This window comes from Corynebacterium frankenforstense (assembly GCF_030211955.1).
GTDB classification, from domain to species: domain Bacteria; phylum Actinomycetota; class Actinomycetes; order Mycobacteriales; family Mycobacteriaceae; genus Corynebacterium; species Corynebacterium frankenforstense_A.
In genome coordinates this window covers 1-242 of record NZ_JASODI010000094.1, presented here as the reverse complement: position 1 = coordinate 242, position 242 = coordinate 1, and the positions used below count along the sequence as shown (strand labels likewise).

Here is a 242-nt window from a genome sequence, read left to right as displayed (position 1 = left end):
CGGCGTCAAATTGTTGATGTTGGTCAACCCGCCACGCACCCAGGCGGTGTCGTGGTCGGCCTGGCAGAACTCCGCCGGCTGGTTGCACTCCGGATGAGCACACACCCCGAAAGCCGCCCCCAGCATCGTGCGCTGCTTGCCGTTGGCGAAGCGGCTTGCCCGGTACAGGTTGCTCGGGCCCTGAAGCGGGTGGACCAGCATGATCATCGAGTTTTGGTCGAAGACCATCTCCGGGATCGTGT

The 242-nt window shown here is 63.6% G+C and carries 1 protein-coding gene; it reads right to left on the bottom strand.

Annotated features, from left to right (window positions below):
• A partial coding sequence (locus tag QP119_RS11660) for an HNH endonuclease signature motif containing protein (protein ID WP_284776341.1) occupies positions 1 to 228 on the bottom strand: 228 nt, incomplete at its 3' end.
• Between the last annotated feature and the right edge of the window lie 14 nt (positions 229 to 242).